Annotated in this window: 22 protein-coding genes and 1 riboswitch; of the genes, 8 read left to right on the forward strand and 14 right to left on the reverse strand. The window is 65.6% G+C overall.

The window, feature by feature from the left end; genetic code table 11:
* Positions 1-6: 6 nt before the first annotated feature.
* The 6 genes from DESPIG_RS00865 to DESPIG_RS00890 form a co-directional block, all read right to left on the reverse strand.
* A complete protein-coding gene (locus tag DESPIG_RS00865) occupies positions 7-1,011 on the reverse strand; it encodes a hypothetical protein (protein ID WP_006003858.1) in 1,005 nt (334 codons plus the stop codon).
* A gap of 563 nt (positions 1,012-1,574) precedes the next feature.
* Positions 1,575-3,305, reverse strand: a complete 1,731-nt coding sequence (gene recJ, locus DESPIG_RS00870) for a single-stranded-DNA-specific exonuclease RecJ (RefSeq protein ID WP_006003860.1) — start codon at positions 3,303-3,305, stop codon at positions 1,575-1,577.
* A gap of 105 nt (positions 3,306-3,410) precedes the next feature.
* Entirely contained in the window at positions 3,411-4,103 is a 693-nt protein-coding gene (gene pyrF, locus DESPIG_RS00875; RefSeq protein WP_006003862.1) for an orotidine-5'-phosphate decarboxylase, read from the reverse strand.
* Between the two features lie 13 nt (positions 4,104-4,116).
* Positions 4,117-4,734, reverse strand: a complete 618-nt coding sequence (gmk, locus tag DESPIG_RS00880; RefSeq protein WP_006003864.1) for a guanylate kinase — start codon at positions 4,732-4,734, stop codon at positions 4,117-4,119.
* 73 nt (positions 4,735-4,807) lie between these two features.
* Positions 4,808-5,686 carry a YicC/YloC family endoribonuclease gene (locus DESPIG_RS00885; RefSeq protein ID WP_006003865.1) on the reverse strand — a complete coding sequence of 293 codons (879 nt, stop codon included), beginning with the start codon at positions 5,684-5,686 and terminating at the stop codon, positions 4,808-4,810.
* Between the two features lie 144 nt (positions 5,687-5,830).
* Positions 5,831-6,124, reverse strand: a complete 294-nt coding sequence (locus DESPIG_RS00890; RefSeq protein WP_006003867.1) for an FmdB family zinc ribbon protein — start codon at positions 6,122-6,124, stop codon at positions 5,831-5,833.
* Between the two features lie 207 nt (positions 6,125-6,331).
* Here DESPIG_RS00890 and DESPIG_RS00895 point away from each other — a divergent pair, with 207 nt between their 5' ends.
* On the forward strand, positions 6,332-6,913 hold the full coding sequence (locus DESPIG_RS00895; RefSeq protein WP_040368924.1) for a DJ-1/PfpI family protein: 582 nt from the start codon (positions 6,332-6,334) through the stop codon (positions 6,911-6,913).
* A gap of 256 nt (positions 6,914-7,169) precedes the next feature.
* Here the strand turns inward: DESPIG_RS00895 and DESPIG_RS00900 are convergent, their stop codons facing one another.
* A complete protein-coding gene (locus tag DESPIG_RS00900) occupies positions 7,170-7,658 on the reverse strand; it encodes a hypothetical protein (RefSeq protein WP_040368925.1) in 489 nt (162 codons plus the stop codon).
* A 372-nt stretch (positions 7,659-8,030) separates the two neighbouring features.
* Entirely contained in the window at positions 8,031-9,377 is a 1,347-nt protein-coding gene (locus DESPIG_RS00905) for a MiaB/RimO family radical SAM methylthiotransferase (RefSeq protein WP_006003879.1), read from the reverse strand.
* A 66-nt stretch (positions 9,378-9,443) separates the two neighbouring features.
* On the opposite strand from DESPIG_RS00905, the gene DESPIG_RS12650 reads away from it, so the two are divergent.
* A complete protein-coding gene (locus DESPIG_RS12650; RefSeq protein ID WP_006003881.1) occupies positions 9,444-10,433 on the forward strand; it encodes a M15 family metallopeptidase in 990 nt (329 codons plus the stop codon).
* 148 nt (positions 10,434-10,581) lie between these two features.
* Here DESPIG_RS12650 and pgl read toward each other — a convergent pair whose 3' ends face one another.
* The 6 genes from pgl to DESPIG_RS00940 all read right to left on the reverse strand — a co-directional run bounded on the left by pgl (position 10,582) and on the right by DESPIG_RS00940 (position 16,298).
* Positions 10,582-11,331 (reverse strand): 6-phosphogluconolactonase, encoded by a 750-nt coding sequence (gene pgl, locus DESPIG_RS00915; RefSeq protein WP_040368926.1) that lies wholly within the window; start codon positions 11,329-11,331, stop codon positions 10,582-10,584.
* Positions 11,332-11,543: 212 nt separating this feature from the next.
* Positions 11,544-12,299, reverse strand: a complete 756-nt coding sequence (locus DESPIG_RS00920; protein WP_006003885.1) for a class I SAM-dependent methyltransferase — start codon at positions 12,297-12,299, stop codon at positions 11,544-11,546.
* Positions 12,300-12,463: 164 nt separating this feature from the next.
* Entirely contained in the window at positions 12,464-13,585 is a 1,122-nt protein-coding gene (locus DESPIG_RS00925) for a metallophosphoesterase (protein ID WP_006003887.1), read from the reverse strand.
* A gap of 128 nt (positions 13,586-13,713) precedes the next feature.
* Positions 13,714-14,094, reverse strand: a complete 381-nt coding sequence (locus DESPIG_RS00930; protein WP_006003888.1) for a RidA family protein — start codon at positions 14,092-14,094, stop codon at positions 13,714-13,716.
* Between the two features lie 24 nt (positions 14,095-14,118).
* Positions 14,119-15,345 (reverse strand): aromatic amino acid transporter, encoded by a 1,227-nt coding sequence (locus DESPIG_RS00935; protein ID WP_006003889.1) that lies wholly within the window; start codon positions 15,343-15,345, stop codon positions 14,119-14,121.
* Complete coding sequence (locus tag DESPIG_RS00940) at positions 15,342-16,298, reverse strand: bile acid:sodium symporter family protein (protein ID WP_006003890.1); 957 nt, start codon at positions 16,296-16,298, stop codon at positions 15,342-15,344. Before DESPIG_RS00940 ends, DESPIG_RS00935 begins: the two co-directional genes overlap by 4 nt.
* Before the next feature lie 250 nt (positions 16,299-16,548).
* Here DESPIG_RS00940 and ettA point away from each other — a divergent pair, with 250 nt between their 5' ends.
* The 6 genes from ettA to nrdG all read left to right on the forward strand — a co-directional run bounded on the left by ettA (position 16,549) and on the right by nrdG (position 25,857).
* Positions 16,549-18,231, forward strand: a complete 1,683-nt coding sequence (gene ettA / locus DESPIG_RS00945) for an energy-dependent translational throttle protein EttA (RefSeq protein ID WP_006003892.1) — start codon at positions 16,549-16,551, stop codon at positions 18,229-18,231.
* Positions 18,232-18,526: 295 nt separating this feature from the next.
* On the forward strand, positions 18,527-20,119 hold the full coding sequence (locus DESPIG_RS00950; protein ID WP_050760228.1) for a DUF4139 domain-containing protein: 1,593 nt from the start codon (positions 18,527-18,529) through the stop codon (positions 20,117-20,119).
* Between the two features lie 786 nt (positions 20,120-20,905).
* Positions 20,906-22,207 carry a lactate racemase domain-containing protein gene (locus DESPIG_RS00955; RefSeq protein WP_040368927.1) on the forward strand — a complete coding sequence of 434 codons (1,302 nt, stop codon included), beginning with the start codon at positions 20,906-20,908 and terminating at the stop codon, positions 22,205-22,207.
* Between the two features lie 351 nt (positions 22,208-22,558).
* Positions 22,559-22,735, forward strand: a riboswitch (cobalamin riboswitch).
* Between the two features lie 169 nt (positions 22,736-22,904).
* Positions 22,905-25,160 (forward strand): anaerobic ribonucleoside triphosphate reductase, encoded by a 2,256-nt coding sequence (locus DESPIG_RS00960; RefSeq protein WP_050760235.1) that lies wholly within the window; start codon positions 22,905-22,907, stop codon positions 25,158-25,160.
* Between the two features lie 39 nt (positions 25,161-25,199).
* Positions 25,200-25,367, forward strand: a complete 168-nt coding sequence (nrdD, locus tag DESPIG_RS13525) for an anaerobic ribonucleoside-triphosphate reductase (protein WP_006003899.1) — start codon at positions 25,200-25,202, stop codon at positions 25,365-25,367.
* Positions 25,360-25,857: an anaerobic ribonucleoside-triphosphate reductase activating protein gene (nrdG, locus tag DESPIG_RS00970; protein ID WP_006003900.1), complete on the forward strand. Its 498-nt coding sequence runs from the start codon at positions 25,360-25,362 to the stop codon at positions 25,855-25,857. The genes nrdD and nrdG overlap by 8 nt, the downstream gene beginning before the upstream one ends.
* Positions 25,858-25,877 lie beyond the last annotated feature (20 nt).

The raw sequence follows: 25,877 nt of genomic DNA on the forward strand, positions 1-25,877 counted from the left end.
TCCTTATTATTCCTGCTCTTCAGCTTCCATGTCGGCCAGCAGCTGGCGGATGCCGTCCAGGCGGGCGGCTGCCGTATCCTTGAGGCCGGCGTGGAGCTCGTTGCCGATGATGCCTTCCAGCGTATCGGCCAGCCAGGGGAAGAGGCTGTCGGCCAGGGCCTCGGCCTGCGTCACGGAAGAAAGGCCGCTCAGGGCCTGGCGCTGCATGCGGATGTAGATCTCTTCCGCCGTGGCCAGGTTGCGGTGGCGGGCGGAGAACAGATCGCCCAGGCAGGGCGTGGTGCAATCCTGCGCGGCGGCTTCCAGCGACTGGCACTGGGCCTGCATGGTCTGGCGGAAGCCGTCTTCGGGCAGGCCGTCCTTGTCCTTTTTGTTCTTGGCGTAGGTCTGGGCAGCGGCGGCATAGGCCTGGGCGTCACAGACCAGCGGCAGGAGCTCGGCGGCCTGTTCCAGGCTCTCGCGCTGGTGCTCCAGACTGTGGATGATTTTGCGGGCAAAGGCGGCCATCTTGCAGGCCCCGGGCTGCCCGGCGGCGTGACCGGCCTCGGCGGCTTCGGCTTCCTGCATGGCCAGGTTCAGGTCTTCGGCCACATGCAGGATCTCCAGACCCAGCATGGCCTGGAGGTTGTTCTCGGCGCGGGCCTGTTCCAGCAGCAGGATGTCCAGACGGGTCTCCTGCTCCAGATCGAGATATTCGGGCGACATGCGGCAGACCTGATCCATGACCTGGGCCACGTGCTCTTCCCAGACCTGCTGCAACACGCTCTGGTCGGGTTCCTTGGCGTGCTTCTGCTGCGCGGGCAGAGCGGCCACATCGATGCCGTCCAGATTGAAGTTCTCCAGTCCCTTGGGGCCGTAGCAGCGGGCCAGACGGGCGGCCAGGGCCTGATCCAGCGGGTACTGGCTGATGAGGGCGGTGATGGCGTTCTCGTCAGCGCCCACGCGCTGGGCCTGGGCGATGTCCTGCAGGACGCTTTCCTTGTACGCGGACAGCTCTTCGGGCTGCATCATGACGAACTCCTGAAAAGCCGGACGATCCCGGCGTGTGATCTGTTGAAGGTAAGGGCGCGGCGCAGCCCCCCTTGTCTCGCGGGGCGGACGGTGCCGCAGGCAACCGTGGCCGCGGGCCTGTCCCGGACTGCCTGCCGGAGCAGGAAGACGGACGGGAGGGCCGGGCCGGACGGCGATGGCAGGGACGCGGGAGGCGTTCCCCGGTCTGCCGTCGATGGCTGCCGTGTTCAAAGGGTAAGCCTCAAATGGCATCTGTGAAGGATGCGGAAGGAAATTTCCGGGAATTTGTGGCAACAGGCAGGGCTGCGGGCGATAGCGGTGCCGCCCGCCCGGAGAAGGGCGGGAAAAGATGTCTGTGCAGCACGGACGGCAAAGGGACAGCCGGGCCCCTAGCGACAGGAGCGCAGGGAGAGAAGCGGGCCGTGGCTGCCCGGAGCCCGCCGGCTGCGCGCTACGGATCAGCCGGAGAAAGCGGGGATGCGCCAGGGGCCCGCCCGAAGGCAAAAAATCAAAAGGGCCCCTCCCGCACGGGAAAGGCCCTGCAACGATATCGTTCGCGCGTGCTAGTCGGTCACAGGCTGCCAGTCCTTGATGCCCACGTCGATGGAGGCCACTCCCCGGTAGTAATCCAGGCGCGGCGTGTAGGCCACACGGATGCGCGAGCCCACGGAAGAAGGCGGGAAGGCCGTGGCCATGTTCCAGCCCTTGGCCATGAGGGTGATGCCGCTGGCGCTGTCCTTCAGGCGCAGGCGCACATGGTCGCCGCTGTAGCCCAGCGGGCTGCGGTCCACCACCGTGAGTTCCGGGGAGGCGAAGACCGGTTCGGCATTGCCCGCCCCAAAGGGCTGCATGAGTTCCAGCTCCTGCAGGAAGGCGGAGTCCGACGCCTGCTGGAAATCCAGCTCGCATTCCAGCAGCAGGGCCGGAGTCAGGGGCTGCTCGCCCAGTTCGTCCGCCACGACCTGTTCGAAGGCCTCACGGAAGCGCTCCAGCTGGTTGGGTTCCAGGCGCACGCCCGCGGCCAGCTTGTGGCCGCCGAAGCCAGCCAGCACATGGGCCGTCTTCTGGAGCCCGGCGTAAAGGTCGAACTCGCGGATGGAGCGGCCCGAGCCCTTCATCATATTGTTGTCGTCACAGAGGATGATGGTGGGCCGGTAAAATTCTTCCACGATGCGCGAAGCCACGATGCCCACGATGCCGGGGTGCCAGTCGCCGCCGTAGAGCACCAGGGCAGGGCGCTGGCGCTGTTCCAGCTGGCGGTGGGCCTGCTCGCGGGCGGCGGCCCAGATGCGTTCCTCTTCCTCGCGGCGCTGGGTGTTGAGGGCATCCAGATGCTGGGCTAGGCGGAGGGCCTCCACATGGTCCTTGCTGCGCAGCAGCTGGAGGGCGGTGTCGGCCGCGCCCATGCGCCCGGCGGCATTGATGCGCGGCGCCAGGCGGAAGACCACCTGTCCGGCGTTGAGGCGAGCGGCCGCGTCGGAACCGCTCACGGTCTTGAGGGCGGCGATGCCGGGGCGGGCGGCCTCGGCCAGCTTGTCCAGCCCGCCGCGCACGAGGATGCGGTTCTGCCCGCCCAGGCGCATGACGTCGGCCAGCGTGCCCAGGGCCACGAGATCCAGCACCTTGTCCATCTTGAAGCGGCGGCCCGTGTGCGGGGCCAGGGCCGCGTTGACGGCGGCCATGAGGAAGAAGGCCACGCCCACACCGGCCAGATGGGGGCAGGGCATGTCGTCTTCCGGGCCCAGACGGGGGTTGCAGATGGCATCGGCCGGGGGCAGCTCCGGCGGCGGCAGATGGTGGTCGGAGACGACCACGGTCATGCCCAGTTCGCGGGCGCGGGCCACGGCGGCCATGTCGGAGATGCCGCAGTCCACGGTGAGCAGGATGCCGCAGCCCTGCGCGGCCAGTTCCTCGATGGCCGGGATGTTCAGGCCGTAGCCTTCGCTGCGGCGGTCGGGCACATGCCACAGGGCTTCCAGACCGTGGGCTTCCAGCACGTCCAGCACCAGCGTGGAGGAGGTGATGCCGTCCACGTCGTAGTCGCCCCAGACGGCCAGCTTCTTGCCGTCCAGCAGGGCTTTGCTGATGACCTCGGCCGCCTGCGGGAACTGGGGCCAGCGGGACGGCGGCACCAGATCGGGCAGACGCGCGGAAAGATAGGCATCCAGCTCTTCGGGGCTGTCCAGGCCGCGCCGCCAGAGGATGTCCAGCAGCAGGGGAGAGATGGAGAGCTCACGGGCCAGACCGCGCGGCGGCGAACCGGCAGGGGGCTCACGGAACAGCCAGCGCTTCATGCCGCCACCTCCATGACAGGCCCGCGACGCCGGATGCTGCGGCGACGGGACATGCTTGTGGTGCGGAAAAGGGCAAGAGGGGCGCTGGCTGTCATGCTGTCTCCTTTAGACGGCGGCTTTCATCTCGGCCTGGATGGCACGGGCGGCCTCGGCGGGCGAAGGGGCCTTGAGGATGGGACGTCCCACCACCAGGAAGTCGGCACCGGCCTGCACGGCACGGGCGGGCGTCATGATGCGCTGCTGGTCGTCGGTATCGGCGCCCGCGGGACGGATGCCGGGGCACAGGCAGCGCAGGCCCTGACAGGAGGCCTTGATGCGGGCGGCCTCATGGCCGGAGCAGACCACGCCGTCCAGACCCCAGCCGCGGGCCTTGCCGGCCAGCTCCAGGGCAAAGTCCGAGGGATCGGCGCTGATGCCGGGCATCTCGCCGGGGCCGAAGCTGGTCAGGGCCGTGACGCCGAAAAGCTGGGGAGCCTTGCTGCCGTAGCTGTCGGCGGCGATACGGGCCTCGCTGCACATGCGCTCGCCGCCCTGGCAGTGCAGGGTCAGCAGTTCCGCACCGGCGGCGGCAGCGGCCTTGACGGCCTGGGCCACGGTGTGGGGGATGTCGTAGAATTTCATGTCCAGGAAGACATGGAAGCCGAGGTCGTGCAGTTCGCGGATGATGTCCGGGCCGGCCAGGGTGAACAGTTCCATGCCCACCTTGCACCAGGGCACGGCGCCTTGCAGTTCGCGGGCCAGGACGAGAGCGTCTTCCTTGCGGGGCAGATCCAGAGCGACAATGAGTTGGGCAGCCATCGTTCTTCTTCCTTTAAAGGAGGTGTCCGTTGTTCAGGGCCTCCACCAGCCCGGGGCGGCAGTGGGGGGCCAGGGTCGCGGCCAGGTAGGCGGCGCGCAGGTGGTCGTAAGCCGTGTCCAGGTCGTCATTGACGATGAGGGCATCGTAGTGGGGCGCTTCCTGCATCTCGGCACGGGCATTGGCCAGACGGCGCAGGATGACTTCCTCGCTGTCCAGGCCGCGGCCGCGCAGGCGGCGTTCCAGTTCTTCCATGGAGGGCGGCAGGATGAAGAGGAAGCGGGCATCGGGCATGTTCTTGCGCAGCTGGGCGGCGCCCTGCACGTCGATGTCGAACAGGATGTCCTGACCTTTGGCCAGCATCTCGCGCACAGGGGGCAGGGGCGTGCCGTAGAAGTTGCCGTGCACTTCGGCCCATTCGGCAAAATGGCCCTGGTCGCGCAGCTCCACGAAGCGCTCGCGGCTCAGGAAATGATAGTCCTTGCCGTCCACTTCGCCTTCGCGGGGGGCGCGGGTGGTGCAGGAGATGGAATAGCCGAAGTTGGGGAATTCCTTGCGCAGGCGCTTGATGAGCGTGGTCTTCCCTGTCCCGGAGGGCGCGCTGATGACCAGCGCGATGCCGAGTCTGTTCATGATGTCAAAATCTCCTCCCGCAGGCGGGGCCCGCGGAGCTCAGTGTCGGACGACCGTGACGGGAACCCGCCGGCTATTCGAGGTTCTGTACCTGCTCGCGGCACTTTTCCAGTTCGTTCTTGAAATCGACCACCATGCGCGAAAGCTGCACATCGGGGATCTTGTTGCCGCAGGTGTTGATCTCACGGAAGCATTCCTGCAGCGTGAAGTCCAGACGGCGACCGGCATCCTTGCCGGCATCCAGCAGCTCGTGCAGACGGGCAAGATGGGTGTGCAGGCGGGTCAGCTCTTCGGTGACGTCCAGACGGTCGGCCAGGATGGTGACTTCCTGCAGGAAGCGGTTCTCGTCCAGGCCGTTGACGGCTTCCAGCGCCTCGTTGAGGCGTTCGCGCATGACGGCGGCGCGCTCTTCCTTGATCTCGGGCGCGCGTTCGGCGATGAGGCCGGTCCATTCCTCCATGCGCAGGATGCGGGAGTGCATGTCGCGGGCCAGGGCGCGGCCTTCGGCGGCGCGGGCGTCGTTCCAGTCCTCCAGGGCCAAGGACAGGCCTTCTTCCAGAGCCAGGGTCAGGCCCTCGTCCACTTCGTCACCGGCATCGCCCCACAGGCCGGGCAGGGCGAGCAGGGCGTTGTAGTCGGGGGTGAAGGACTCGCCGCGGCGGGCAGCCAGTTCTTTCAGGCTGTCCAGCATGGCTTCGGCCTGCATGGCGTCGAAGCGCGGCGCGGGGCCGGTGCCGCCGGTGTACTGGAGGGTCAGGCTGATGTCCACGCGGCCGCGGGAGGCGAAGCGGCGCACCACTTTTTCCAGGCGCGGCTCAAGGCTGCGCACGCTCATGGGCAGGCGCCATTTGAGGTCCAGATGGCGGCTGTTGACGCTTTTGACTTCCCATTGCTGGGTAAAGCCTTCGCTCTCTACCAGGCAGCGGCCGAAGCCGGTCATACTGCGCAGCATAATATCCCCCTGAAGTGAAAATATTCCAAAAGAATAGGCCAAGCAGCTCCATAATGCAAGGAACGCGCCCGCGCGGCTGGATACATGCCGCGGAAGGCGCGTCCCCAAAGTGAACGTATCCTGCCAGGATACGCGAGCCTAGGCTCAGGAGAACTTGCCGTTGCCGCCGCAGGCGGAACCGGAGCTGGGCGCGGCGGGGGCACTGCCGCAGCCGCCGGCCTGACCGCAACCGGCAAGGCCCTTGCCCATCTTGGAGGCCAGCGGATGCACCGGGCCGGGCTTGAAGGGGAAGGCGCCGGTCTTGAGCGGGCTGGGCACGCTCATCTGGCGCTGGGTCTCGGCATGGCCGCACTGGGGGCAGGCGGGCGTTTCGTCACCGAACGCCAGCTCTTCGAACTGGGCCCCGCAGGCGGGGCAGACAAAATCATACAGGGGCATGGAGCACTCCTTGCCATGTTTTGGGCCGCAGCCGGGGCCGCGGGACAGTGGGGTGTATCGGCAGGCAGCCGCCGGGCCGGAAAAGCACCGGCCTGCCTCTTGTCTGTAACGTTCCGCTGCTTATATAAGCAGTATATGAGCGATGGCAAGGGCGGGCCCGGCTTCTTTGTTCCGGACGGGCGCCTTGCCGCACAGGAGAGTATCACGATGAAAAAGATTCTGCTGCTGGCCGGCGATTATGTGGAAGATTACGAAGTGATGGTGCCTTTCCAGATGCTGCTGATGCTGGGCTACGAAGTCCATGCCGTCTGCCCGGGCAAAAAGGCCGGAGATTTCGTGCGTACGGCCATCCATGACTTCGAGGGCGACCAGACCTACAGCGAGAAGCGCGGCCACAACTTCGCCATCAACTATGACTTCGACAAGGTCGATGTAGCCGACTACGCCGGTCTGGTGGTGCCCGGCGGGCGCGCTCCCGAATACCTGCGCCTCAACGAGCGCGTACTGGAGATCGTGCGTGAATTCGACGCCGCCGGGAAACCCATCGCCGCCATCTGCCACGGCCCCCAGCTGCTGGTGAGCGCGGGCATCCTCAAGGGCCGCACCTGCACCTGCTATGCGGCGGTCAAACCCGATGTGGTGGCCGCCGGTGCCACCTGGCATGACTTCAACGCCACGGCCAGCAACGCGGTGGTGGACGGCAACCTGGTCACGGCCCCGGCCTGGCCTGCGCATCCGGCCTGGATCGCCGCCTTCGTCAAGCTGCTGGGTGCCCAGATCAGCATCTAGCCAGCGAATAGCGATATCCCCTGACAGGGAAAGAGGGAGCCGTGCCGCAGGGCAGGCTCCCTCTTTTTTATGGTTTCATCTGTCGAGCCCGGGGCGCGGAACCGAATGCGCATGCGGGCGGGGCATGGGTGAGCCCGGGATGCAGGCTCAGAGGCGGCACATCCCCATCCGGCAGGGGCCGGATCAGGCGATCGGCGGGAAGAGGCAGGCCTGCCGGAACGGGCCTGTCTTCTTCCTCCGGCGGATACGTGTCACTTTATTTTGTACGGGCAAGGAAGACGGCGTCGTTGCGGTAACGCACCGCAGGCCGCGTGGACGGGCCGCTCAGGTTCCCGCTGTTGTCCTCGGCAAAGATGCCGCGCTGGCCGATGCGCGAGATGAAGCCGGGATGCGCCTGGTAGTGGGGCTTTTCCGGCTGCTGGGGGATGGGCGTCACGCTCTGGAGCACGAGGCAGGCGCCCACACGGCCCGCCTGGGCAGCGGCATCGTCGGCGGAAGCGGGGACGGCACTTTCCCACGTGGCCCGGCCCAGACGGACATAGCCGTCGGCAAGGGCCGCGGCAAGGCGTTCTTCCATGACGGAGGCCGGGATCTTTTCCACGCGGGGGGCTGTACAGGATTCAAGGGTATCCACGGGGCGGACATGATCGTCCGCCGCCTGATAATGACGGGAAAAACCGCCGGCACAGCCGGATGCCAGCAGGGTGAGGCTCAAAAGGGCGGAGAGAGCATAGCGGCAGGACATGGCATTTCCTCTTCTGGTTGCAGGGATGCGGCCGGGAAGGAGGGAAGTTCGCACCCGTCATCCATGGAGGGAGTGGAGAGCGGCCGGGGCAGGGCCTGTGCCGGGATTCTCCTGTCCGGCCGAGGGGACAGGCAGTATAAAAACATATTTAACTGCTATGTTTTTATTTCAGAAATCAGAACTTTTAGCAAGTCCTTCCCGGCAGCCGCCCCGCCGCATCGTCCCATATCCTGAGAGGAAGGGGCCGGAGAAGGGCTTGCCGCTGCTGTCGATGCCTAGAGCTGTCCTGCGGGCGTGCCCGGCAGGGCTCCGTGACCGGCAGCGACGGGACGACAGGGGCCCTTCCCCGGGTTCCCCAAAAAACAACGATGCCTAGTCCGCCAGCGGCTCTACCAGCAGGCCCTTCTCCGTGACGGAAAGGGGGCGCACGGCCAGCAGTTCGCGACCGGGATGGGCCCCGGCGGGCAGGATGCAGGGCACATAGAATTCATTGACGCCCTTGATGGCTTTGCGACGGCGGGCGGGGGCCTGGTCGGGGGCGGGGCTGTCGGCGGCCAGCAGCATGCGCGGCAGGGCCAGCTGTGCCTGACAGAAAGCCTGGCGGCGTTCCTCCACGGCGGCGCGGACCCTGGCGGCCCGCTCCTGCTTGACCTGCTGGGGCAGGTGGCCGTCGAAGCGGTCGGCGGCGGTACCGGGGCGGCGGGAATAGGGGAAGACGTGAGCATAGCTGAACGGCGTCTCGCGCACGAAATCCAGCAGGCAGGCCACATCTTCCTCACGTTCGCCCGGGAAGCCCGCGATGATGTCCGCCCCCAGTCCCATGACGGGCCAGTGGGCGTGCAGGCGTTCCACGGCACGCTGGAGCATGGCCGCCGTGTAGTGGCCGCGTCCCATGCGGCGCAGCACGGGCTGGCTGGCATGCTGCAGCGAGATGTGCAGCTGCGGGCAGAGCATGCGGCAGGCCATGAGGGTCTCCACCCCTTCGTCATCGAGTTGCGACGGCTCCAGGGAGCTGATGCGGAAGCGGCCGCGTCCGGCGAATTCCGGGGCCAGAGCGGCATCCAGACGGCGGAGCAGGCTCCAGAAATCACCGAAATCGGCATTGTCCCGGCCATACTGGCGCAGATTGATGCCCGAGATCATGATCTCGGCATGTCCGGCCAGCAGCAGGCGCCGGGCCTCGGCGATGACGTCTTCCGGCGGGCGGCTCAGGCAGCGGCCGCGGGTGAGGGGCACGATGCAGTAGGTGCAGCGGTGCTGGCAGCCGTCCTGTACCTTGAGCACGGGACGGGCGCGCCGGAAGCCGCTGATGGCAAAGGGCGGGTAGGAGGGGGCCTGCGCTTCCCCTGTCGGAGCCAGCTCTCCTTCCGTCCAGGGCCCGGCCAGCAGCAGGCGCTTGTCGCCCTGGGGCAGGATGAGGTCCGGCTGCACGCAGTCCTCGTGGCCGTGCCGGCGGAAGTCCTCGAACAGGCGGGCCGCGCAGCCGGTCAGGATCAGGCGGGCGGCGGGGGCCGCACGACGCAGGCGGAACACGGCATTGCGGGCATCGCGTTCGCCACGGGCCGTGATGGCGCAGCTGTTGACGCAGACCACGTCCGCCTGGGCGGGGTCGTCGCATTCCACACCGCCACGGGCCTGCCAGGCCTCGCGCAGGGATTGCGTTTCGTACTGGTTCACCTTACAGCCAAAGGTAATGAAGTAGAATTTCCATGCTTGCATGGCTGCTATGTAGGGCAAAGGCCGTCCCCTTGACAAGAGGCGGCCGGGACCCGCTGGAGATGGACGATGAAAGGATGTGTGTGGCGGCACCCCTCCCGCTGGGGCGGGCTGCTGCTGTGGCTGTTGCTGCTGCCGCTGTGCTGTACGGCGGAGACGGGTCCCGGCGTCGGGAATGGCGAGCTGTCCGGCCTGTCCGCCGAGGACCGTATCAACCTGCTGTGCCTGCGTTCGGCCTATCCGCAGATCAGGGCCGTGGAGGCCGGATCCGACGGCATCTGGCTGCGCCTGGAAGGGGAGCGGCGGGTTCTCTATGCCTCGGCAGCGGAACTGGCGGCCCATCCTTATGATGATGCGGCCCTGCTGGACAGGGAACAGCGTCTGGCCCGGCGCCTCGATACCGCACGCATGGACGTCTCGCTGCGTGCCAGCATGCATCTGCCCTATCTGCCGGATCCGGAACGGGCGGCCACGCCGCTGGGCTATTCGCCCGGTCGCTGGCGCAGCTATGCCTTTTTGAAAGCCCTGTACGGTGCGGATGCGGCCACGGTCCGCCGGGGCCTGGGCGGGACGTCCCTGCAGGGGCGCAAGGTGCGGATGAGCGGGGCCGCCGCGCGGGCGCTGGCCGCCGTGGATGGCCGCCTGCGCGAGGCCGTGCGGCAGCGGCCGGAGCTCAAGCCCTGGCTGGTCTCGGCCGGAGGTTTTTTGTGGCGCCCCATCGCCGGAGAGCAGCGCCTGAGCCCGCACTCCTTCGGTATCGCCATCGACCTGAGCCCGCAGCGGGCGCCGTACTGGCGCTGGGCCAAGGTGGAGCGCCATCCCCTGCAGCAGTCCTACGACAGCGAGATCGTCCGGGCCTTCGAGGCTGAAGGCTTCATCTGGGGCGGCAAATGGCACGAATATGATCTGATGCACTTCGAATACCGGCCCGAGATCATGGCCAAGGCCCGCCTGCTGCGCCAGCTGGAGATGGCAGGCGGGGACGGGCGGGACGGCGGGACAGCCGCGTCTCCTCATGACCTGTCGGGAGTGGTGCCGGCAGGGGGAAGCAACGGCTGAGACATCTGTCCCGATGAGCCGTCCCCGGCAGGCAGCGAGCCGGGGCGGGGATGATCTGTCGTCGCAAAAGTATTGCGCAGGAAGGATCTGCAAAAAAAGGAGGGGTCCCGTCGGGGCCCCTCCTTCGTCATTCGTATGGCAGGACGACCTAGTCCTGACCGGTGGCCGCGGCCTCGTCTACGACCCAGATCAGGTCGCCCACGCTGGGGCGCACCATCTGGGCAGGCAGGGTGGGCTCGGCCAGCAGATCCAGCACCTGGCCCAGCACCTGATGTTTTTCCTTGCCCGTGACCAGGAACATGCAGCAGCGGGAGTTGTTGATGACCGGCAGGGTCAGGGTCAGGCGGTCGGCCTTGCGTTCGGGCACATACTGGTCGATGACCAGGCGTTTGCGTTCGGCCAGGGCCGGAGAGTTGGGGAAGATGGAACCGGTGTGGCCGTCATCGCCCATGCCCAGGAGCATGAAGTCGAAGCGGGGCAGATCGTTGGGGCCGATGTTGAAGTCCTGGCGGATCTGCTGTTCGTATTTGACGGCGGCTTCCACGGGATCGATGTCGCCACGCATGCGGTAAAAGTGGGTGGCGGGCACATGGCTCAGCAGTTCGCGGCGGGCAAGGCCGTAGTTGCTGTCAGGATGGTCGGGGCCCACGCAGCGTTCGTCCACCCAGAAAAAGCTCATCTTGTCCCAGGGCAGGCGGTCGGCCCAGTCACTGGCCGCCAGCAGGCGGAACAGGGGGATGGGCGTCTGGCCGCCGGAAAGAGCGATGCGGAACACGCCGCGTTCGGCCACGGCTTCTTCACAGGCGGCGGCCAGGATATGGGCGGCGCGCTCGGCCATGGCGGCAGGATCTTTATGGATATGCACGGAAAGATGGATGGATCTGCTGCGCGCTTTCATGATGATCTCCTTATTGTGGACTGCGCAATAAAAACGGCGCGGCACGGGATGCCGCCCGTGTTGCTATCATTATATCCAGGACGTACCACCATAATGCAGGCCGGTGCCGGCGGCAAGCCCCCTGATGCCTGCCTGCCGGTATCTGCAGGACGGGAAGGCTGCAAATCCCCTGCGTCGCAGCGTTCGGGAACAGAAAAATTTTTTCCTGTGATTCAGGGATGCTGCTTTTGTGCCGGGGACTGTCCGGCGGCGCGCAGGGAGTCATATTCCATGACGGGGCGGGAAGTATCCAGTCGGGGGCGCAGGCGCAGGGGCAGGGGCGTGCCCGTACGGCGGGGCGCCATGTCCAGACGCAGGACGCACCAGGCCCCGAAGGGCAGGCGGGAAAGGGCCGCGGCACGCATCTTCGTCCCGTGATGCCAGCGGCAGGCGGGCCGCCAAAGGCAGCTTGCCGCGTGCAGTCGTCCCGGACGGGCGGCCAGCAGGCGCCAGGCTGTCCAGAAGGGCAGGGAATGCCCGGGCCAGGCATGGCGACGCCCGTGCAGGCGCCAGGTCAGCCAGGGCAGGGACGCGCTGTTCCAGAAGGTGAGGACCAGGCCGCAGGCCGCCACGCGGCAGGCCTCGCCCAGTGCCGCGGGCAGGGCGGCGGGCGGCAGTTCGTCGGCCCGCAGCAGCACCCAGTCGAAACTGTTGTCGGCAAAAGGCAGCCAGTCCGGGGCCGCGGCTTCTATCTCCACGCCTTGCGGGGCCCTGTGCCGGGCCTGTTCCCGCAGGGCCGGAGAGGCCTCGCAGGCGCTCAGGTCAAAGCCGCTCTGCCAGAGCGGGGGCAGGACATGCCCCGCCCCGCAACCGATGACCAGCAGTTCCCTGCCCCGGCGCGGCCAGGGAGCCAGCATGGAAAGCAGCAGGGCTGTCCTTTCCGGCAGGGCGATGTGCTGGTGGAACGGGCTTGGGGGCTGGAGGGGCATGCGGGCTCCTTGAGGGTGAGGGGTCTCTATCCTGCTAATGTAGGGCCTGCCGAAGCGGCAGGCAAGAGGGATGCGGGATGAAGTCCCGATGCTCCCGCAGGGGATGGGGCCCTGCGGGAGCGGGGAAAATAAGAGATGGGCAGAGGGATCCAGGGGGCGATGCGTTATCGCGGCGCACGCAGGACCAGCAGCAGGATCTCGGAAGGCACGCCCAGGCGCAGGGGAAAACCGCCCCACAGGCCGCTGCCGGGGCCCACATACAGACGGGACTCGCCCTGGGCGTACCAGCCGCGCACGAAACCGCCGTTGAACAGGGCCACGCCCTGATCCAGCAGCAGGGCCAGCCCACCGTGGGTATGGCCGGAAAGTTGCAGATCGACGTCCGGGGCCGTCTGATGGAAGAGCTCCGGCTTGTGGGCCATGAGGATGCGCGGCCGCGGCGTGCCCTCCAGGGCCCTGTGCGGGTCGGGGCCGGGCAGGCCGAAACGCTCGGCCGCATTGTCGGTGACACCGGCCACGGTCAGGTGGCCGCCCCGTACCCGCAACACCACGGCCTCGTTCTCCAGCAGGGTGATGCCGTGGGCGCGCAAAACAGGCCGCCAGGCAGGAAGATCGGAGTAATATTCATGGTTGCCCGGGCAGGCGAAGACGCCCAGCGGCGCCCGCAGGTCGGCCATGGGCGCGAAGTCCGCATGTCGCAGCGCAGGGCTGCCGTCCATGAGGTCGCCCGTGAGCAGGATGATGTCCGGCTTGAGGGCATTGGTCCTGTCCACCACGGCCCGGGTCCATTCGGCGGGAAAGTTGCGGCTGATGTGCAGGTCCGTGAGCTGGGCCACGCGCAGGCCGTCCAGGGCGGGGGGCAGGCCGGGCAGGACGATCTCTTGCGTGCGGACCTCGGGGATGCGCAGGGCCGCGGGCACGGCCAGGGCCGTCATCACCAGGGCCACCAGCAGCAATGCGGCCATCTGCCGGTTGCTGCCGGGCAGGGCCGGAAGGCCCGGACGCAAGCGGCGCGCCAGCCACCAGACAAGGCAGGCGCCGTCCCGGAGCAGCGAGAGCAGGGCCAGCAGGAAAAAGAGCACATGCGGCACGCCCGTGCTGACCAGGACCCAGCGCGGCAGTTCGGGATTGAAGGTGGCGTAGAGCAGGGAAAAGATGTGCAGCCGGAAGCCCACCAGCAGCACCAGCAGGGCCAGCAGCGTCTTGAGCGGCCGTTTGCAGCGCAGGGGCAGCACGCAGCGGACCAGCATATAGACGCAAAGAATGGTCGTGACGATCTTGAGCATAGGCAGGGATGGAACGGAGCAAGGAAAGTTCGGCTCCGGGACGGGCGGCAGGGAGACCGCCCGGGGAACGCGGGGAGCCGGATGGGGAAAGGAGGGGCATCACTTGGGGACGCCCCTCCCGGAGGGGTTTAGAGGGCGGCGATGGCTTCCACTTCCACCTGGGCGCCCAGCGGCAGGCTCTTGATGGCCACGCAGGAACGGGCGGGGAAGGGCTCGCAGAAGTATTTCTTGTAGACTTCGTTGACCTTGGGGAAGTCGTTCATGTCAGCGATGAACACGGTGGTCTTGACCACATTGGCGGTGGTCAGGCCCTGGGATTCCAGCAGGGCCACCACGTTCTTGCAGCACTGCTCGGCCTGGGCGCAGATGTCGCCTTCCACCAGCTTGCCGGTGGCGGGATCCAGCGGGATCTGGCCGGAGAGGAAGAAGATGTCGCCCACGCGGATGCCCTGGCTGTAGGGGCCCACGGCGGCAGGAGCGTTGGGGGTGCTGATGACGTCCTTGTTCATGAGGAACTCCTTGCGTGTTGGCTGCTACTTGAAGACAGGCAGCAGGTTGAAGACATACAGGGTGTGGCAGACGGCCACGATGATGCCGTAGACCAGCAGCAGGGGCACGGTGGTGGAACCGCCGGGCACGCGGTACAGGCTGGCCTGGAACTTGCGGCGGCTGGCGCGCAGCAGCAGGGCGGGCACGATGACCGACCAGATGGAGGCCGCCAGACCGGCCCAGCCGATGGCGGGCAGGAAGCCGTCGGGCCAGATGATGCCGCCGATCATGGGCGGCACGAAGGTGATGAGCATGGTCTTGGTACGGCCCAGACGGCTGTTGTCGAAGCCGCACAGGTCGGCCATGTAGTCGAACAGGCCAAGGCCCGCGCCCAGGAAGGACGTGGCGATGGCGAACAGGGCAAAGGCTTCCAGCATCTTGAGGATGATGCCGCCCAGGCTGGTGCCGGAAGCGGCCACCAGGTCGCCCACGTTGGTGATGTGCTTGAAGTCGTCACGCGGGATGATGCCGTCGGCGGCGGCGATCCAGACCACATAGCAGAGCAGGGCGATGACCGTACCGATGCGCAGGCAGCTGTTGATGGTGCGGGCGTCCTTGCCCAGATACTTGATGAGGCTGGGCACCGAAGCGTGGAAGCAGAAGGAGGTCAGATAGGTGGAGGCCGCGCCGAAGATGAAGATGAATTCGCCGCTCTGGCCGTCCAGGCCCAGCATGGAATCCAGACGGGCCTGGCCGATCATGCCGCCGATGGACAGCAGGAAGGTGATGACCATGCCGCCCATGAGGATGGCGGACAGGCGGTCCACAGCCTTGGAGCTCCACCACACACAGGCCGTGAGCAGGATGGTGAAGATCAGGCTGGTGAGGACACGGGGCGGCGTGATGCCCCAGCTGGACTGCAGGGCATGCTGGACCACGGAGCCGCCGCTGCTGACGTAGGCATAAACCAGCGTGTAGAGCACGAAGGCCACGGAAAAGCCGTTGAGCACGCTCCAGAAGGAGCCCAGGGTGTTCTGCACCAGGGTGTGCAGGCTGTCGCCGGGCTCGAACAGCAGGTTGACTTCAAGGATGGCCTGACTGGCGCGCAGCATGCAGAACCAGGAAAGCAGCATGAGCACCATGGACCAGTTGAACCACATGCCGGCCGAGGTCATGGGCAGGGCCAGCATGCCCGCACCGATGGCCGTACCGGCCACCATCATGGAACCGCCCAGAGTGCGTTGGAAACCCTCACCAAAAATGAACTTCATGAATCCTTCTCCCCGGAATCAGACGTTACGGGACGCGTTGCCCAGAAGTTGGAGAGCAGCGCGCCGGAAATGTTCTGCCAGACGCTGAACAGGGCGCCGGCAATGGCGGCGGCAGGCGTGAAATGCGCCAGCGCCAGGGCTGTGGCCAGCCCGGAATTCTGTGTGCCTATCTCGATGGCCAGGGCGCGGCGGCGCGGCGGCGCAAAGCGCAACCGGCAGGCGGCGAACCAGCCCACGGCCAGGCCAAGGAGGTTGTGGGCGATGACCGCCGCGAAGATGGCGGGCCCGGCCGAAAGGATGTTCTGCGCGTTGACGGCGATGATGCCGGCGATGACCAGGGTGATGACCAAGGCCGAGGCCAGCGGCAGGAAGGGCATGAGCCTGTCCACCAGGCCGCGCTGGAAATGGTGCAGCAGCAGGCCCAGCAGCACGGGCACCAGCACGATCTTGACGATGGACCAGAAAAGGCCGCCCATGTCCACCGGCACCCACACACCGCCCAGCAGCCAGGTCAGCGGCGGGGTCAACAGCAGCGAGACCAGGGTGGCCGCTGCCGTCATGGCCACGGAAAAAGCCACGTCGCCGCGGGCGATGAAGGTCAGCACGTTGGAGGCCGTCCCGCCCGGGGCCGTGCCCACCAGGATCATGCCCATGGCCAGTTCAGGCGGCAGGGCGAACACATGGCACAGGGCAAAGGCCAGCAGCGGCATGCAGCCGAACTGCACCAGCAGCCCCAGCCCCAGGTCGCGGGGATGACGCAGCACATGGCTGAAATCCTGCCAGTGCAGGGTCATGCCCATGCCCAGCATGATGATGCCCAGCATGGCGGAGATATGCGGCGCCACCCAGGAAAAGATCCAGGGCTGCCACAGGGCCAGCGCCGAGAAGGCGATGATGATGACACCCATGAAGCGGGTCAGTGCGACACTGAGCCTGCGCAAAACCGACAGCATGCGACCTCCTCCTTTGCGGCATGATGAACCATGCATCTTGGCAGACTCAGGGCGGCAAATCAAGCCGTTCATCCGGCCGCGGGAACAGACGAAATCCCCGGCAGGGGACGTGGAAAAAAGCTCGCCGCTCACGCATCCCTGACGCCGGGCATGTTCCTGTGGCTGCGGCGTACGCTTGAAAAGTGGCGCAAGCCCGGCTAGACTGTACGCCCTGCCGGCCCGGCCGGCACACATCATTTTTGAGGATACTATGAGCAACGAACCGGACAAGATCATTTATTCCATGATCCGCGTGTCCAAGCGCCACGGCCAGAAAGAAGTGCTGAAGGACATCTCCCTTTCGTACTTCTACGGGGCCAAGATCGGCGTGTTGGGCCTCAACGGCGCGGGCAAGTCCAGCCTGCTGAAGATCCTGGCCGGTGTGGACGAAGCCTTTGACGGCAAGACCGTGCTGGCTCCCGGCTACACCATCGGCTACCTGGAACAGGAACCCCTGGCCGGGGAGACCCGTACCGTGCGCGAGGTGGTGGAAGAGGGTGTGAGCGAACTCATGGCCATCGCCAAGGAGTTCGAGGAAATCAATGCCCGTTTCGCCGAACCCATGGAACCTGAGGAGATGGACGCCCTCATCGAGCGTCAGGCCCAGGTGCAGGAACTGATGGACCACAAGGGCGTGTGGGATCTGGACGCCCGGCTGGAAATGGCCATGGACGCCCTGCGCTGCCCGCCGGCCGACATGACCGTGGACAAGATCTCCGGTGGCGAACGCCGCCGCGTGGCCCTGTGCCGCCTGCTGCTGCAGGCCCCGGACATCCTGCTGCTGGACGAACCCACCAACCATCTGGATGCCGAATCCGTGGCCTGGCTGGAGCGTTACCTCTCCACCTTCCCCGGTACGGTCATCGCCGTGACCCACGACCGCTACTTCCTGGACAACGTGGCCGGCTGGATCCTGGAACTGGACCGCGGCCGGGGCATCCCGTGGAAGGGCAACTATTCCTCCTGGCTGGAGCAGAAGCAGAAGCGCCTGGCCAATGAGGAAAAGGCCGAAGCCGACCGCCAGAAGACCCTGGCCCGCGAACTGGAGTGGATCCGCATGTCGCCCAAGGGCCGTCATGCCAAGGGCAAGGCCCGTATCAACGCGTACGAAGCCATGCTCTCCCACGAAAGCGAGAAGCGCGCCCCGGATCTGGAGATCTACATCCCGCCGGGACCGCGTCTGGGCAAGAGCGTCATCGAGCTCACCGGCGTCAGCAAGAGCATGGGTGACCGTGTGCTGATGGAAGATGTCAACGCCATCATCCCCGCCGGTGCCATCGTGGGCATCATCGGCCCCAACGGCGCGGGCAAGACCACGCTCTTCAAGATGCTGGTGGGGCAGGAACAGCCCGATACCGGCACCGTGAAGGTGGGCGATACCGTGCAGTTCGCCTATGTGGACCAGGGCCGCGAGTCCCTGGAACCGGGCAAGAGCGTGTACGACATCATCAGCGAAGGCCACGACACCATCAAGCTGGGCAGCCGCGAAGTCAACGCCCGTGCCTACTGCACGCGCTTCAACTTCCACGGCGCCGACCAGCAGAAGAAGGTGGACGTGCTTTCCGGTGGTGAGCGCAACCGCCTGCACCTGGCCCGGATGCTGAAATCCGGCGCCAACGTGCTGCTGCTCGACGAACCCACCAACGATATCGACGTCAATACCATGCGCGCCCTGGAAGACGCCCTGGACAACTTCGCCGGCTGCGTGCTGGTGGTGAGCCACGACCGCTGGTTCCTGGACCGCATCGCCACGCACATCATGGCCTTCGAGGGCGACTCCAGCGTCATCTTCTTCGAGGGCAACTTCAGCGAATACGAGGAAGACCGCAAGAAGCGTCTGGGCAAGGAAGCGGAGACCCCGCACCGGCCCAAGTTCCGCAAGCTGACCCGCTGATGTTCGCCGCGGCTGTCCCGTCGTTCCGTGCCTCCGCCGGCATGTGCGCGACGGGGCAGCCCGGCCCCGCCTTTCCTGTCTGCCGCCGGGACGCCCCGGCAGCAGGGCATTCCCGGAGGCACGGCATGGTGCCGTGTCCCCGTCCCGGCCGGGGCGTCTTTCCCGGCCTTTCCCTCCGCCTTCCTGTCCGGGGCGCCCGCCCCGGGATCCTTTTCCTCTTCCCGGCCTGGGCCCAGGCCGCCTGCCGCTCCCGGACAGGACGACATTACTGACTTTAAAAGTCAGGAACAGGATGATGAAACAAAAGACAACTGGACACCGTCGTATCCCTTCCCGCCTGCTGGGAGTCTCGCTCCTGCTGGCGGGCATGAGCCTTGTCCCCGTATCTGGCCCGGTCTGGGCCCGCGAAGGCGCCACCGCGGCCACGTTCGGCCTGGTGGACGAAGCGCCGCACACCTTCCTGCGCCCCAGGCAGGTCTCCCTCTTCCCCACCCACGCGCTGGTGCAGGGGGAAGAAGAGCTGGAGATCCGTGTGCGGGACGGCGTGGGACGTGTGGAACTTTTCGTGCCCGAAAACGCCCGCAACCTGCAGTTCGACCTGGGGGACGTGCGTCTTGCCAGCTGGCGCAGCCGGGTGGCCCCGGCCGCCGTGGCCGATGGTGATGCCCGCCGCCGCCAGGACCTGCTGGCCCGCAAGCGTGCCGTGGAAGGCGAGCTGGAAGCCGTCTCGGCCCGCCTTGGTCTGTGGACGGCCCATGCCGGGGAGCGCAGCCTGGAGGCCCTGGAAAAACTGGATGCCCGCATGGCCGAAGTCATCCCTCGTCTGCGTGAGCGCCAGGCCGCCCTGCAGCGTGAGCTGAAGACCATCAGCAGCGTGCTGGCCAGCCTGCCGCGCGTGACGGAGAGCGGCCAGCTGGTGATCCTGCTGCTGGACGACGCCAAGGCCGGGAAGGTCCGTGTGCGCTACGCCTACACGCTGGACAACAGCGGCTGGGATCCCGTCTATGATCTGGACGCCCGCCCGGAAGAAGGTACCGTCCGCGTGCTCTTGACGGCCCGGTTGCGCCAGAATTCGGGCATGGACTGGCGCGGTTGCGATCTTTCCATCGTCTGGCAGGACGCTCGTCCGCTGGAAGCTCCTGTCCTGCCTGTCTGGCGGGTGGACGAGGGCCCGGTGCCGCGTCCCTATGCCCGGGCCGCTGCGGAATTCAAGTCCGCTCCCGTGGTGCTGGCCGCCCGGGCTGACAGCGCGGCCAACGCTCCCGCGGCCCCCGTGCCGGTGCTGGACAAGGGCACCTATGCCCGCTGGGATCTGGGCCGTGTGACCCTGCCGCAGGGGCAGGAACGCCTTGTGCTACGACAGGAAGAATGGAAGGCCCCCTTGCAGTGGGTGGCCCGTCCTGACGAGCAGGGCAGCCCGGTGTGGCTGATGGTGGAACGGGCGCTGGACAGCACCCCCTGGCCTTCGGCCCAGGCCGAGTTCTCCGTGGACGGCCTGCCGGTGGGGTCGGGACGTTTTGTGCCTGAAGGCAATAAAGTGCGTCTCTATTTCGGGGTGGATCCCCGGGTGTCGGTGACCACCACCACGGACGACAAGCGCCGTGGTGAGACCGGGATCATCGGCAAGCGCCAGACCTGGAGCTGGAACTGGACTTACACGGTGCACAATGCCCGTGCCCAAGCCGTGACGGTGCGCGTGGAGCGGCCCGAGCCCCTGCCGGTCAACAAGTCCGTGGAAGTGTCGCTGGACGGCACCCGGGCGCAGAAGGGCGAGGATCACAGCCTGTTCTGGAAGGTGGAGGTGCCTGCGGGCGAAAGCCGCAGCATCAGCCATGGCGTGAACGTCAGCGCTCCGGCCGAGCTGGGCCTGAGCCCTGTGGCGCCGTAAAACGTTTTTGGTGTGATCCCCCTCTGCCGCGTGGCGGCAGGAGGGACGCAGAGGACAGACAAGGGCGGGATTTCCCGCCCTTTTTCGTATCCTCGCGGGCTGCCGTCGGGCAGGGAAAGTGGAGAGGGAGCAGTCAGGGATCGCCGGGGGAAGGAGGAGACGTTTTTTGTAAAAACTGTCCCCTCCTTCCCCCGGGCCCCCATCCACCCCTGAAAAAACTTTTATTCAGGTCGGCATGCCGGTCCCCGTCGCTGTCTGGTGAGGTAACAGGTATGGCGTCGCTGAGCGTATGTAGGGCTTCGTTTCAGGACCGGGCGTGGAGAGGTCCAACAGGCGGAGGAGAGTGGTTAGCGTGCGGCTATGCTGGAAGAAGGAGAGTTGCTCGTGGGGTAGGCAGCGGGACAGGGCCGTTGTCCTGCTGTGGCGGGCTGGAGGGAAAGGAGAGCCCGGTATCCGGCGGCATCGGCCAGGGGGATGCCCGGGACGGGAATGTCATGTCAGCAGGGCGAGCCCGCTGCATGCTGGGGGGAGGGCTGAAGGAGAGGGCCTGTCAGGGCCGGACGGCAGTCTGACGCCGGTGGGATACCGCGATGCCGGTGTCTGGCGTCAGGGCGTGCGCTGGGCATGAAATGCAGAGCAAAATGCTTGGTATGTGATATTTTATAAAATAAAACCGGGCGGTTCCCTTGATTTTAGGCTTGCGGCCCGCAGGCGAGGGGCCTATAGTCGCGGACCTCTGCGGAGCTGTTCCGCTGTTTTCTGGCCTTAGAGGGAATGAGGTGCGTCATGTCAGAACATACGCTGCACTATGGTGATATTTCCTGGACCATGCCGGTGGCCGACAAGAACCTGGCGGCCGTGCTGGAGTCCAATCCTGTGTCCTTGCCGGTCATGGAACCGGATCAGGCCGTGCGTGAGGCCCTGCGCCATCCCATCGGCTCGCCCTGCCTGAAGGACATCGTCAACCCCGGCGAGAAGATCTGCCTGCTGGTACCCGATGTGACCCGCTTGTGGCAGTCGCCCGCGGTCTACGTCCACGTGATGGTGGAAGAACTCAATGCCTGCGGCATCCCCGACAGTGACATCCTCATCGTCACGGCCACGGGCACGCACCGTGCCCATATGGGCGACGAACAGGCCCGCCTGCTGGGCGAGGACATTTGCCGCCGTATCCGCGTCATCGACCACGACTGCCGCGATACCGCCCATCTGGTGCATGTGGGCGATACCAGTCGCGGCACGCCGGTGTGGTTCAACAGCTACGCCATGGCCTGTGACAAGATCATCATCACCTGCGGTGTGGTCTATCACTTCCTGGCGGGCTTCGGTGGCGGCGGCAAGATGCTGCTGCCCGGCATCGCCGGTTACGAGACCATCCAGCGCCATCACAAGCAGGCTTTGAACCCCGGTTTCGGCAACGGCACCAACGCCGATGTGCGCAGCGCCAACATGGCGGACAGCAACATCTTCCATGCCGACATCTTCGAGGCCGCGTCCATGGCACGGCCCTGCTTCGGCCTCAATGTGGTGGTCAATGACGATTACCGCATCATCAAGGCCTTTGCCGGTGACTGGGTCCAGTCCCATGCGGCGGCCTGCCGTCTGGTGGACAGCATGGAAGGCGTGACCATCCCCGAGCGTACGCCCCTGGTGGTGGCCAGTGCGGGCGGCTATCCCAAGGACATCAACCTCTACCAGACCATCAAATTGCTGAGCAACGCCCTGAGCGCCGTGCAGCCCGGCGGGACCATGATCCTGCTTTCCCGCTGCTCCGAAGGCTTCGGCAACCCCGACGTGGAGACGCAGATCTGCGCCTACAGCGACATGCAGGCCCGCGAAAAGGCCCTGCGCGATACCTTCTCCATCGGCAGCTATGTGGGCTTCCTCTTCGCCGAAGCGGCCGAGAAACACAACCTCATCCTGGTGACGGACATGGATGCCGCCCTGTTCGGCAAGACCAAGATGCATGTCTGCCATACCCTGGACGAGGCCCTGGACAAGGCCCGCCACTTCCTGGGACAGGAGCTGGACGTGCGCACCATCATCATGCCGCACGGTGCCTCGACCCTGCCCAAGCTGGCGGTCTAGCGACGACAAGCCGGCGCGGGTATCCCCGGGTACCTGCGCCGGATCGAAGGATGGTTCCCGACCGGATGCGGGGTCCGCACGCGGGCCGTACATCCGGCACGGGGAACTGCACAGGAAATGCTTCCCGGAAGGGAGCCTTCTCCATGCGGGAAAGGCCTCCGGCAGGCCGGGAAGTTGTGAAAAACGACGCAGCCGGAGTGGTCTGCGGATTCAAAAATCCCGCCAGCCCAGAACTGGCGCGGACTTTGGCAAATTGCCTGTCTTGGCGCAGACTTGTGATTTTTTACAATTATTTCAAAATGTTGTAAAATACTTACAAAAACTCTGTGTTGACACGTGAGGCACCTTTTGCCATCTTGAGCGGGCAGAAGCGCTGCTACGAGCTTCATCGGGAATCCCGTGAGATCCGGGAGCGGACCCGCCGCCGTAAGTCGCAGAACCTGCTCCCCCCGTGTGCCACTGGCAGCCGCCGGGAAGGCCGAGAGCAGGGTGACGAGCCGGAAGACCTGCTTCTGCCGCTTGTCCATGGGGACAGCCTCACGGCAACGGGTTTTTGCCGCTGGGAAGGGACGTCATGACACTCTGTCGCCGGGCGTCCGTATCTTTTTTCCACCTTTTTTATGATCTTATCAGGGCACAGGACCTCCCTCACCGGGAGGGTCTTTCTTGTTGACCCTGGAACATGGAGCAGGAAAACATGCTTGCGAGCATCATCAAGCGGGACGGGACCGAGGTCGCCTTCGATTCCGTCAAGATTCTCAATGCCATCACCAAGGCCAACAAGGCGTCCGGCGAGGACATGTCCCCCACGGATCTCCTGTTCGTCACCGAAAAGGTCTGCCGCAAGCTCGAAGCCCAAAACCTCCGCCATGTGGAAGAGATCCAGGACGTGGTGGAAGAGACCCTGATCCAGTACGATTACGCCAAGACCGCCAAGGCCTACATTCTGTACCGCGCCGAGCACACCAAGCGCCGCAACGCGGAATCGTACCTGATGGAGATCTACAAGACCCTGACCTACGCGCCCGCCATCGAAGAGGACATCAAGCGCGAGAACGCCAACATCGACGGCGATACGGCCATGGGCACCATGCTCAAGTACGGTTCCGAAGGGGCCAAATATTTCACCGACAACTACGTCCTGCCCAAGGACGCCTCGGCCGCGCACATCAACGGTGACATCCATATCCATGACAAGGATTTTTACATGCTCACCGAGACCTGTTGCCAGATCGACCTGATCCCGCTGTTCCGCAACGGGTTCTCCACCGGTCATGGCCACCTGCGCGAGCCCAACTCCATCGAGAGCTATTCCGCCCTGGCCTGTATCGCCATCCAGGCCAACCAGAACGAGATGCACGGCGGCCAGAGCGTGCCGCACTTCGATTACGCCATGGCCGGCGGCGTGGCCAAGACCTTCCGCAAGGAATACCGCCACGCCTTCACCGCCTTCGTGCGCATCAGGACCGGCATGGATGCCGCCCAGGCCGAAGAGTTCAGCCAGCAGATCCTGCTGCCCGTGATGCCCGCCATCCGCATGGCCGATGTGGATGAACTGGGCAAGCGCATGGAGGGCCTGGTGGCCGAGAACGAGCGCGAGCTGGTGCAGGCCGCCCATGCCTATGCCGCCGAGGAAGCCCTGCGCATCACCGACCGCCGCACCTATCAGGCCATGGAAGCCTTCGTGCACAACCTGAACACCATGAATTCCCGCGCCGGCGCGCAGGTGCCCTTCAGCTCCGTCAACTACGGCACCGACACCTCCGCCGAGGGCCGCATGGTGGTGCGCAACCTGCTGCTGGCCACCCAGGCCGGTCTGGGCAGCGGCGAGACTTCCATCTTCCCGGTGCAGATCTTCAAGGTCAAGGAAGGCGTCAACTACAACGAAGGCGACCCCAACTACGACCTGTTCAAGATGGCCATCAAGACCTCGGCCATGCGTCTGTTCCCCAATTTCAGCTTCCTGGATGCGCCGTTCAACCTGCAGTACTACAAGCCCGGCGACTACAACAGCGAAGTGGCCTACATGGGCTGCCGTACCCGCGTGCTGGGCAACGTGTACGACCCCGACCGTCAGGTGACCTGCGGCCGCGGCAACCTGAGCTTCACGTCCATCAACCTGCCCCGCCTGGGCATCGAGGCCAAGGGCGATCTGGACCGCTTCTTCCAGCTGCTGGATGAGCAGATCGACCTGGTGTTCCGCCAGCTGCTGCACCGCTTCGACATCCAGTGCTCCAAGAAGGTGCGCAACTATCCCTTCCTGATGGGCAACGGCATCTGGCTGGATTCCGAAAAGCTGGACTGGGACGAGAGCGTGGCCGAAGTGCTCAAGCACGGCACCTTGACCGTGGGCTTCATCGGCCTGGCCGAGACCCTGGTGGCGCTGACCGGCAAGCATCACGGCGAGAGCGAAGACTCCCAGAAGCTGGGCCTGCGCATCGTGGAGCACATGCGCAAGCGCTGCGATGACGAAGCCGCCAAGACGCATCTCAACTTTACCCTGATCGCCACGCCTGCCGAAGGTCTGAGCGGCCGCTTCGTGGCCCTGGACCGCAAGAAGTACGGCGTCATCAAGGGCGTCACGGACCGGGAGTATTACACCAACTCCTTCCATGTGCCCGTGTATTTCCCCATCAAGGCCTTCCGCAAAATCGAGCTGGAAGCGCCCTACCACAGCTTCACCAATGCCGGTCATATCACCTATGTGGAGCTGGACGGCGATACCTGCAAGAACCTGGAAGCCTTTGAGACCATCATCCGTTTCATGCACGACAAGGGTGTGGGCTACGGATCCATCAACCATCCGCTGGACCGCGACCCTGTGTGCGGCTATGTGGGCGTCATCAACGGCCAGTGCCCCCGCTGCGGGCGCAAGGAGGGCGAGGCCGTGAGTCAGGAAACGCTCAAGATGCTGCGCCGCAAGTATCCGCACATGCCCAACTGCTGCCGTTAGTTTCCGTCACTTTTTACCCCAAGAGGAGGAGCCTGGACCATGCTGATGAAATCTGAACTGACCGAGACCAAAGCCGAAGTGAAAATGGTGGGCGAAGGCGTGGCTTTTGAACGCGTGCGCCGCATCACCGGCTATCTGGTGGGGACGCTTGATCGTTTCAACAACGCCAAGCGTGCCGAAGAACGCGACCGCGTCAAGCATGCCTAGGCTCCGCATCAGCGGTATTGTGGAAGAGTCCATCGTAGACGGTCCCGGACTGCGCTACGTGGTCTTCACCCAGGGCTGTCCCCATCATTGCCCGGGCTGCCACAATCCGCAGACCCATGATTTCGACGGCGGAGAGTTCCGGGAGACGGACGACATCCTGCGTCAGTTCATGGAAAATCCCCTGTTGTCGGGCATCACGTTCTCCGGCGGCGAACCCTTCGTCCAGGCCGAGCCCCTGTGCCACTTGGCCGATGCCGTGCACGCCGCCGGCAAGAACGTCTATGCCTACAGCGGCTACACCTGCGAGGAACTCTACAGCCTTGCCCAAAAGATCCCGGCCGTGGGCCGCTTGCTGGACAAGGTGGACGTGCTGGTGGACGGGCCCTATGTGGAAGCCCTGCGCGATCTGGAGCTGGATTTCCGCGGCAGCTCCAACCAGCGTGTCCTGGACAGGGCCGCCATCGAAGCCCTGCGCCCCGTGGAGGCGTGATTTTTATCGGGGTCTTGGCT

Origin of the sequence: Desulfovibrio piger ATCC 29098 (assembly GCF_000156375.1) — a bacterium.
Taxonomy (GTDB): domain Bacteria; phylum Desulfobacterota; class Desulfovibrionia; order Desulfovibrionales; family Desulfovibrionaceae; genus Desulfovibrio; species Desulfovibrio piger.

What these genes read in the sequence shown, in the direction of transcription:
- DESPIG_RS00930 (WP_006003888.1), bottom strand. Translation starts at nt 14,094, where the DNA reads ATGAACAAGGACGTCATCAGCACCCCCAACGCTCCTGCCGCCGTGGGC.
- DESPIG_RS00950 (WP_050760228.1), top strand. Translation starts at nt 18,527, where the DNA reads ATGAAACAAAAGACAACTGGACACCGTCGTATCCCTTCCCGCCTGCTG.
- DESPIG_RS00935 (WP_006003889.1), bottom strand. Translation starts at nt 15,345, where the DNA reads ATGAAGTTCATTTTTGGTGAGGGTTTCCAACGCACTCTGGGCGGTTCC.
- DESPIG_RS12650 (WP_006003881.1), top strand. Translation starts at nt 9,444, where the DNA reads ATGAAAGGATGTGTGTGGCGGCACCCCTCCCGCTGGGGCGGGCTGCTG.
- DESPIG_RS00865 (WP_006003858.1), bottom strand. Translation starts at nt 1,011, where the DNA reads ATGATGCAGCCCGAAGAGCTGTCCGCGTACAAGGAAAGCGTCCTGCAG.
- DESPIG_RS00960 (WP_050760235.1), top strand. Translation starts at nt 22,905, where the DNA reads ATGCTTGCGAGCATCATCAAGCGGGACGGGACCGAGGTCGCCTTCGAT.
- recJ (WP_006003860.1), bottom strand. Translation starts at nt 3,305, where the DNA reads ATGAAGCGCTGGCTGTTCCGTGAGCCCCCTGCCGGTTCGCCGCCGCGC.
- DESPIG_RS00900 (WP_040368925.1), bottom strand. Translation starts at nt 7,658, where the DNA reads ATGTCCTGCCGCTATGCTCTCTCCGCCCTTTTGAGCCTCACCCTGCTG.
- DESPIG_RS00940 (WP_006003890.1), bottom strand. Translation starts at nt 16,298, where the DNA reads ATGCTGTCGGTTTTGCGCAGGCTCAGTGTCGCACTGACCCGCTTCATG.
- pyrF (WP_006003862.1), bottom strand. Translation starts at nt 4,103, where the DNA reads ATGGCTGCCCAACTCATTGTCGCTCTGGATCTGCCCCGCAAGGAAGAC.
- DESPIG_RS00895 (WP_040368924.1), top strand. Translation starts at nt 6,332, where the DNA reads ATGAAAAAGATTCTGCTGCTGGCCGGCGATTATGTGGAAGATTACGAA.
- DESPIG_RS00905 (WP_006003879.1), bottom strand. Translation starts at nt 9,377, where the DNA reads ATGCAAGCATGGAAATTCTACTTCATTACCTTTGGCTGTAAGGTGAAC.
- pgl (WP_040368926.1), bottom strand. Translation starts at nt 11,331, where the DNA reads ATGAAAGCGCGCAGCAGATCCATCCATCTTTCCGTGCATATCCATAAA.
- DESPIG_RS00925 (WP_006003887.1), bottom strand. Translation starts at nt 13,585, where the DNA reads ATGCTCAAGATCGTCACGACCATTCTTTGCGTCTATATGCTGGTCCGC.
- nrdD (WP_006003899.1), top strand. Translation starts at nt 25,200, where the DNA reads ATGCTGATGAAATCTGAACTGACCGAGACCAAAGCCGAAGTGAAAATG.
- nrdG (WP_006003900.1), top strand. Translation starts at nt 25,360, where the DNA reads ATGCCTAGGCTCCGCATCAGCGGTATTGTGGAAGAGTCCATCGTAGAC.
- DESPIG_RS00890 (WP_006003867.1), bottom strand. Translation starts at nt 6,124, where the DNA reads ATGCCCCTGTATGATTTTGTCTGCCCCGCCTGCGGGGCCCAGTTCGAA.
- ettA (WP_006003892.1), top strand. Translation starts at nt 16,549, where the DNA reads ATGAGCAACGAACCGGACAAGATCATTTATTCCATGATCCGCGTGTCC.
- gmk (WP_006003864.1), bottom strand. Translation starts at nt 4,734, where the DNA reads ATGAACAGACTCGGCATCGCGCTGGTCATCAGCGCGCCCTCCGGGACA.
- DESPIG_RS00920 (WP_006003885.1), bottom strand. Translation starts at nt 12,299, where the DNA reads ATGCCCCTCCAGCCCCCAAGCCCGTTCCACCAGCACATCGCCCTGCCG.
- DESPIG_RS00955 (WP_040368927.1), top strand. Translation starts at nt 20,906, where the DNA reads ATGTCAGAACATACGCTGCACTATGGTGATATTTCCTGGACCATGCCG.
- DESPIG_RS00885 (WP_006003865.1), bottom strand. Translation starts at nt 5,686, where the DNA reads ATGCTGCGCAGTATGACCGGCTTCGGCCGCTGCCTGGTAGAGAGCGAA.